The 6,999-nt window shown below is 68.8% G+C and carries 6 protein-coding genes; 4 read left to right on the top strand and 2 right to left on the bottom strand.

Going from position 1 to position 6,999, the window contains the following annotated elements; translation table 11 throughout:
- Positions 1–201 precede the first annotated feature (201 nt).
- Positions 202–789 carry a GNAT family N-acetyltransferase gene (locus IEZ09_RS39100; RefSeq protein WP_189258892.1) on the bottom strand — a complete coding sequence of 196 codons (588 nt, stop codon included), beginning with the start codon at positions 787–789 and terminating at the stop codon, positions 202–204.
- 55 nt (positions 790–844) lie between these two features.
- On the opposite strand from IEZ09_RS39100, the gene IEZ09_RS39095 reads away from it, so the two are divergent.
- The 4 genes from IEZ09_RS39095 to IEZ09_RS39080 are packed head-to-tail and all read left to right on the top strand — an operon-like array spanning position 845 to position 5,403.
- On the top strand, positions 845–1,759 hold the full coding sequence (locus IEZ09_RS39095) for an ABC transporter ATP-binding protein (RefSeq protein WP_189258891.1): 915 nt from the start codon (positions 845–847) through the stop codon (positions 1,757–1,759).
- Positions 1,759–2,532, top strand: a complete 774-nt coding sequence (locus tag IEZ09_RS39090; protein ID WP_189258890.1) for an ABC transporter permease — start codon at positions 1,759–1,761, stop codon at positions 2,530–2,532. Before IEZ09_RS39095 ends, IEZ09_RS39090 begins: the two co-directional genes overlap by 1 nt.
- A 1-nt stretch (position 2,533) precedes the next feature.
- Positions 2,534–3,379 (top strand): ABC transporter permease, encoded by an 846-nt coding sequence (locus IEZ09_RS39085; protein WP_189258889.1) that lies wholly within the window; start codon positions 2,534–2,536, stop codon positions 3,377–3,379.
- 59 nt (positions 3,380–3,438) lie between these two features.
- Positions 3,439–5,403: a TIGR03960 family B12-binding radical SAM protein gene (locus IEZ09_RS39080; protein ID WP_189258888.1), complete on the top strand. Its 1,965-nt coding sequence runs from the start codon at positions 3,439–3,441 to the stop codon at positions 5,401–5,403.
- A 50-nt stretch (positions 5,404–5,453) separates the two neighbouring features.
- Here the strand turns inward: IEZ09_RS39080 and IEZ09_RS39075 are convergent, their stop codons facing one another.
- Positions 5,454–6,872 (bottom strand): S8 family peptidase, encoded by a 1,419-nt coding sequence (locus IEZ09_RS39075; RefSeq protein ID WP_229813341.1) that lies wholly within the window; start codon positions 6,870–6,872, stop codon positions 5,454–5,456.
- Between the last annotated feature and the right edge of the window lie 127 nt (positions 6,873–6,999).

Raw genomic sequence — 6,999 nt, 5'->3', positions numbered from 1 at the left:
CCTCCCTGGGCGCGGCAGACGATCAGGCACGACTCGTGACGGGACCCACCCCACCAGCCGGGTATGCCAAGGACTGCTCGGCTGCGCCTTCGCTTGGGCTCGCCTGCGGCTTCGCGTGCCTCGCCTGCGGCTTCGGGGCGGCTCGGCTGCGCCATCGCCGCTCGGCTTCGCCATCGCCTTCGCGAGAGATTTGGGGTGTGGTCAGGACCGGCGTGGGCTTGAGCCCAGGCCGCCTGGCTTCGCTCCGTTCAGGATCGTGCCCTCCGGGTAGCCGAGCGGCAGGTACATGTCCACCGCGTCCCAGCGTTCGTTGCCCACGGCGATGGCGTTCGGCATGCGGCCGTATTCGCGGAAACCGATGCTCTCGTAGAGCTCGATCGCGCCGTGGTTGTTGCCTCGGGTGCCGAGCATGACGATTTCGATGTGTGCCTCGCGGGCTCGGTCCACCAGGCCCTGCACCACCAGCTTGCCCAGGCCCAGGCCGCGGGCCGACGGGTGGGCCATGACCTGCTGGATTTCTGCGCGGTGCTGGAACACGGCGGTGCTGCCGCGTCGCCACAGGCCCACTGCCCGGACCACGCCGTCCACTGTGGCGGCGGCGAAGGCCGCGTTGTTGTCGCGGGTTTGCTTGAGCACGCCGTCGAGCCAGGTGGAGATGCGGTCGAACGACGGGGGTTCGTGGTAGCCGACGGCGCCGCCTGCGGCGACCACGTCGTGCACGACTGTGTGGATTTCGGCGCGCAGCCGGTCGTCGGCCTCGGTCAGCCACCGCAGTTCGATCTCGGGCATGGGGCGATCGTAATTGCGTCGAAAATTGTCGGAGGTGTTCGTTAACGTCGGGGGAGTGGAGAACCTCGTCGAGGCCAAGGCGCTGACCAAGCACTTCGGGACGTTCGAGGCCGTTCGCGGCATCGATGTCGAGGTGCGTCGTGGTGAGGCCTTCGGGTTTCTCGGGCCCAACGGGGCCGGGAAGTCGTCGACCATGCGGATGGTCGCGTGTGTTTCGGGGCGCACGGGCGGGGAGTTGAAGGTCCTCGGCATGGATCCGGACCGGGACGGGCCGAAGATCCGGGCGCGGATCGGGGTTGTGCCGCAGCTGGACAACCTGGATCTCGAGTTGACGGTCCGGCAGAACCTCCAGATTTATGGAAGGTACTTCGGGATGTCGCGGCAGCGGTGTCGCGAGAAGGCCGTGGAGTTGCTGGAGTTCGCGCAGCTCGCGGATCGGGCCGATCACGAGGTCGAACCGCTGAGCGGGGGGATGAAGCGGCGGCTGACCATTGCGCGGTCGTTGGTCAACGATCCCGAGTTGCTGTTGCTCGACGAGCCGACCACCGGGTTGGACCCGCAGGCGCGGCATCTGTTGTGGGACAGGCTGTTCCGGCTCAAGCAGGACGGTGTCACGCTCATCATCACCACGCATTACATGGACGAGGCCGAGCAGCTCTGCGATCGGCTCGTGGTGATGGACGGTGGGCGGATCGCGGCTGAGGGGTCGCCGAGTGAGCTGATCAACCGGTACTCGACCAGGGAAGTGCTGGAGCTGCGGTTCCAGCCGGGGGCCGAGAAGCCGGATCTGGAGCGGTTCGCGGAGCGGGTCGAGGTGCTGCCGGACCGGTTGCTGTTGTACACGCAGGACGGTGAGCACACACTGGCCAAGGTGCACGAGCACGGGGTGCAGCCGATTCAGAGCCTGGTGCGGCGCAGTTCGCTGGAGGACGTGTTCCTGAGGCTCACCGGCAGGACGTTGGTGGACTGATGCAGACACTCAGGGCGTCCTGGTTCGGCTTCGAGAAGCACTGGTTGTGGTACCGGCGCAACTGGCGGGCCACGGCGGTGTCGAGTTTTCTGTCGCCGCTGTTGTTCCTGGTCGCGCTCGGGCTCGGGTTCGGGTCGCAGGTGCAGTCGACGGCGTTGATCGGTGGTGTGCCGTACCTGCAGTACCTCGCGCCGGCGCTGGTGGTCATCACGGCCGTGCAGGGCGCCACGTTCGAGTCGACGTACGCGATCATGTCGTCGTTCCTGTGGCAGAAGACGTACATCGGCATGGTGGCCACCCCGATCACGCCCGCGCAGGTGGTCTACGGGCAGGTCATGTGGATCGGGTCGCAGCTGTTCGTGCGGTCGGTGGTGTTCGTGGTCATCGCGGTGGCGCTCGGTGCCGCCGGTGGGCCGGGCATCGGGCTGGCCGTCCTCTTCGCGACGCTCGCCGGGCTGGCGTTCAGCTGTCCGCTGATCGCGTACAGCGCGACGTTGGACAAGCCGGACAGCTTCAACACCGTCTTCCGGTTCGTGCTCATGCCGATGACGCTCTTCACCGGGGCGTTCTTCCCGGTCAGCCAGCTGCCGAACTGGCTGCTGCCGCTGGTGTGGCTCACCCCGGCCTGGCACGGCATCGAGCTCGCGAGGGGTGCGACGTTCGGGACGCTCGGGTTGCTGCCGGCGCTCGGGCACACCGCCTACCTGGTCGCGATGATCGCGGTGGGCCTGTTCTTCTCCGTTCGCTTCTTCCATCGCAGGCTGGCGGTGTGACATGACCCGGACACTCGACCCCGCGAACAGGACGGCGCCCGCCAGCGTCGGCCTGGTGTGGCGGATCATCCCGCCAGGGCTCTACGGGGGCAGGGCCAGCACGCTCGTGGAACGGTCGGCGCTCGTGAACCGGCGCGGGTGGTTCGTGCTCGTCGGCGGGGCGTTCGAGCCGATCCTCTTCCTGTGGTCGCTGGGGCTCGGCTTCGGGCAGTTCGTGGCGTCGGTCGCCGGGCCCGACGGGCAGCCGGTCAGCTACGCGGCGTTCGTGGCGCCCGCGCTGCTGGCGGCGTCGGCGATGAACGGGGCCGTGTACGACGCCACGTTCAACGTGTTCTTCAAGTTCAAGTACGCCAAGTTGTACGACGCGATGCTGGCCACGCCGATGGGGCCGCTGGACATCGCGATGGGCGAGATCGCCTGGGCGTTGCTGCGGGGCGGGCTGTACTCGGCGGGCTTCCTCGCCGTGATGCTCGGGATGGGGCTCATCGCCTCGCCGTGGGCGTTGCTCGCTCTACCGGCGGCGTTGCTGGTGGCGTTCGCGTTCGGGGCGGTGGGCATGGCGGCGACGACGTTCATGCGGTCGTGGCAGGACTTCGACCTGGTGCAGCTCGCGGTGTTGCCGATGTTCCTGTTCTCCACGACGTTCTTCCCGCTGTCGGTCTACCCCGGCTGGTTGCAGGCCGTGGTGACGTGGACGCCGCTCTACCACGCGATCGAGCTGATGCGCGGGCTCACGCTGGGCGTCGTCGGGTGGGGGATGCTCGGGCACGTCGTCTACTTCGCGGTGCTGGCGGCCGTGGGAACGGTGGTGGCGGCGAGGCGCCTGGGGTCGTTGTTGCTGGACTGAGCATGACTGGTTCTGGCACGCGATTCGGCGCTCAGCACAGGGGCCGTTACTCTGGAAGCGTGAGTGTCGAGTCTGTTTTCCCCAGGTTGGAGCCTCTGCTGCCGCGGATCTCCAAGCCGGTGCAGTACGTCGGCGGGGAGCTCAACGCGACCGTCAAGGACTGGGACGCGGCGTCCGTGCGCTGGGCGTTGATGTACCCCGACGCGTACGAGGTCGGACTGCCCAACCAGGGCGTCATGATCCTCTACGAAATCCTCAACGAGCTGCCCGACGTGCTCGCCGAGCGCACCTACGCCGTGTGGCCGGACCTCGAGAAGCTCATGCGTGAGCACGGGGTGCCGCAGTTCACGGTGGACGCGCACCGGCCGGTGAAGGCGTTCGACCTGATGGGCATCAGCTTCGCGACGGAGCTGGGCTACACGAACATGCTCACGGCGTTGGACCTCGCGGGCATCCCGCTCCACGCGGCCGACCGCACCGAGGACGACCCGATCGTGGTCGCCGGCGGGCACGCGGCGTTCAACCCGGAGCCGATCGCGGACTTCATCGACGCGGCGGTGCTCGGCGACGGCGAGGAGGCCGTCCTCGAGATCACCGAGATCGTGAAGACGTGGAAGGCCGAGGGCCGCCCCGGCGGCCGCGACGAGGTGCTGACCAGGCTCGCCGAGACCGGCGGCGTGTACATCCCGCGCTTCTACGACGTGGAGTACCTGCCGGACGGCCGCATCCAACGCGTCGTGCCGAATCGCGACCGCGTGCCGTACCGCGTGTTCAAGCGGACCACGATGGACCTCGACGCGTGGCCGTACCCGAAGCAGCCGCTGGTGCCGCTCGCCGAGAGCGTCCACGAGCGGATGAGCGTCGAGATCTTCCGCGGCTGCACCCGAGGCTGCCGCTTCTGCCAGGCGGGCATGATCACCCGCCCGGTGCGCGAACGGTCCATCGAGGGCATCGGCGCGATGGTCCAGCGCGGCCTGGAGGCGACCGGCTTCGAGGAGGTCGGGCTCCTGTCGTTGAGCAGCGCCGACCACAGCGAGATCGCCGAGATCACCAAGGGCCTCGCGGACCGCTACGAGGGCACGAACACGGGCCTGAGCCTGCCGAGCACGCGCGTCGACGCGTTCAACGTGGACCTCGCGAACGAGTTGTCCCGCAACGGAAGGCGCTCGGGCCTGACCTTCGCCCCCGAGGGCGGCAGCGAGCGGATGCGCCGCGTCATCAACAAGATGGTGTCCGAAGAGGACCTCATCAGGACGGTCTCCGCCGCGTTCGCGAACGGCTGGCGTCAGGTCAAGCTCTACTTCATGTGCGGCCTGCCGACCGAGGAGGACGAGGACGTCCTGCAGATCGCGGAGATGGCCAAGAACGTCATCCGCGCGGGCCGCCAGGCCAGCGGCCGCAACGACATCCGCTGCACCATCTCGATCGGCGGGTTCGTGCCCAAGCCGCACACGCCGTTCCAGTGGGCCCCGCAGTGCGACCCGGACACGGTCGACGACCGCCTGCGCAAGCTCCGCGAGGCCGTCAACTCCGACCGCAGCCTCGGCCGCAACATCGGCATGCGTTACCACGACGGCAAGCCCAGCCTCATCGAAGGCCTGCTCAGCCGCGGTGACCGCCGCGTCGGCAAGGTCATCGAGGCCGTGTGGCGCGACGGCGGCCGGTTCGACGGCTGGACCGAGCACTTCTCCTACGACCGCTGGACCACCAAGGCCGCGGAGGAGCTGGAGCCGCTCGGCGTCGACCTCGCCTGGTACACCACCCGCGAGCGCGAGGAGCTGGAGGTCCTGCCCTGGGACCACCTCGACTCGGGCCTCGACAAGGAATGGCTCTGGGCCGACTGGCAGGACGCCCTCGACGAGCGCGAGCAGGACGACTGCCGCTGGACGCCGTGCTTCGACTGCGGCGTGTGTCCGGCCATGGGCACCGACATCGAGGTCGGCCCGACGGGCCGCAAGCTGCTGCCGATCTCCCCGGTCGGCGTCGGCTCGCCCGTGAAGAACCCGGCGCTGACCAAGTCGTGAGGCTGTTCGGGCGTCCGCAGGTGTCAACTGGTACCTGCGGAGCCCGTCGGCTACTTCGTGACGGCGGCCAGCGCGTCGACCAGCCCGTGGCCGTAGAAGGAGTTGTACTCCGAGTACCCGGTGCAGAACGCGTCCTGCACCCCGGTCCCGTTCAGGTCGTAATCCGCAGGACAGGCCAGGGTTTCCGCCTGCGCGTTCAACATCCGTCCCAACGACAGCGCGTCGGTGTCCGGATGCGTCGACGCGATCAACGCCGCCACCCCGGCCGCGTGCGGAGCAGCCATCGACGTGCCGCACGAGTAGTCGTAGCCGGACGGCACGGTCGACAGCACACACCCGCCGGGCGCCCGCGTGTCACCGCCCGGCGCGGTCACGTCGATCGCCCCGAGCCCGTAGGAGCTGTACCCGGCCTTGGTCTTCGTCGACTCCACGGCCGACACCCCGACCACGTTCTTGAGCTGCGCCGGCAACAGCACGCAGGTCGAGTCGACCGTCCGGGTCTGCGGGTCGCCGTTCGTCGGTGACGACGAGTCGCGTCCCGGCCGGGACAGATCCGCCGCGTTGTTCCCCGCCGCGGCGACCGTCAGCACGTTGCGGGAGGTCGCGTAGTCGACGGCGCGACGTACGGCCTCGTAGATGACGCGCTGACCGGGCTCGCTCTGGCACGTGAACAGGTACGGGTCGATGAAGTAGCTGTTGTTCGTGATGGTCATGCCCTGCGCGGCGGCCCACATGAAGCCGCACACCGCGTATTCAGGGTAGATGAACCCTTCGTCGTCGACGACCTTCACCGACGCGATGCGCACGCCCGGCGCGACGCCCGTGGTGCCGCGGCCGTCGTCAGCTGCGGCGATGGTGCCGGCGACGTGCGTGCCGTGGGCCGAGGTCGTCGGGGCCCAGGCCGAGGGGGACGTGTCGGGCTTGCCGGTGAGGCAGCCAGCGGACAGCTCCGGTGCCAGCGCGTGAACCAGGTCCGGGTGGCGCGGGTCGACGCCGGAGTCCAGCACGCCGACCACGACGGAGCTGGAGCCGCGGGAGATCGCGTGGGCCGCCGGGGCCTTGATGAGATCCATGTCCCACTGCTCGCCCGAGCGCAGTCCGGACGGGCGGAACAGCTCCGTGTCGTCCTTCTTGCGCTTCACCGAGCGCTTGGCAATGCTCTCGGCCTGGGCGCTGTACGCGCGCTGCGGGCCGATCCGCTTCAGGAAGCCGGGGTCGGGAGAGGTGGCCACGGCCACCCCGATCTCCGGGTAGTACACGGTCGTGGTGCCGCAGGCTCCCGCGATCTCGGCGTTCGCCACCTCAGGGGTCGTGAGCTGGGAGAACACGACGAGGTAGCGCAGGTTCGGACCCGGCTGGATGCACGAGTTGACGTCCGGCTCCGCACCCGCGGGCAGGGACGCCGCCATGCACCCGGCCGCGAGCAGCGCGGTCATCGCCGCCGCCCGTGCGCGGTGGAGCAGAGGCACCGGGGACCTCCAGGTTGGCAAGGCGTCCAGTCAGCCGGACCGTAGCCACGCGCAACGATCTAGACAAGCTGAACGTTCTGAATCGGGTTCACGGTACCGTCCTACCGGACGAACAGCCTGCGCCGAT

The organism is Lentzea flava (assembly GCF_014648475.1).
Classification (GTDB): domain Bacteria; phylum Actinomycetota; class Actinomycetes; order Mycobacteriales; family Pseudonocardiaceae; genus Lentzea; species Lentzea flava.
Note: the sequence above shows the minus strand (reverse complement) of the source record. Positions and strands in the feature narration are given on the sequence as shown.

Bases quoted from the DNA above. Each gene is read 5' to 3' on its own strand.
- IEZ09_RS39100 (WP_189258892.1), bottom strand. From the start codon at position 789: ATGCCCGAGATCGAACTGCGGTGGCTGACCGAGGCCGACGACCGGCTG.
- IEZ09_RS39090 (WP_189258890.1), top strand. From the start codon at position 1,759: ATGCAGACACTCAGGGCGTCCTGGTTCGGCTTCGAGAAGCACTGGTTG.
- IEZ09_RS39085 (WP_189258889.1), top strand. From the start codon at position 2,534: ATGACCCGGACACTCGACCCCGCGAACAGGACGGCGCCCGCCAGCGTC.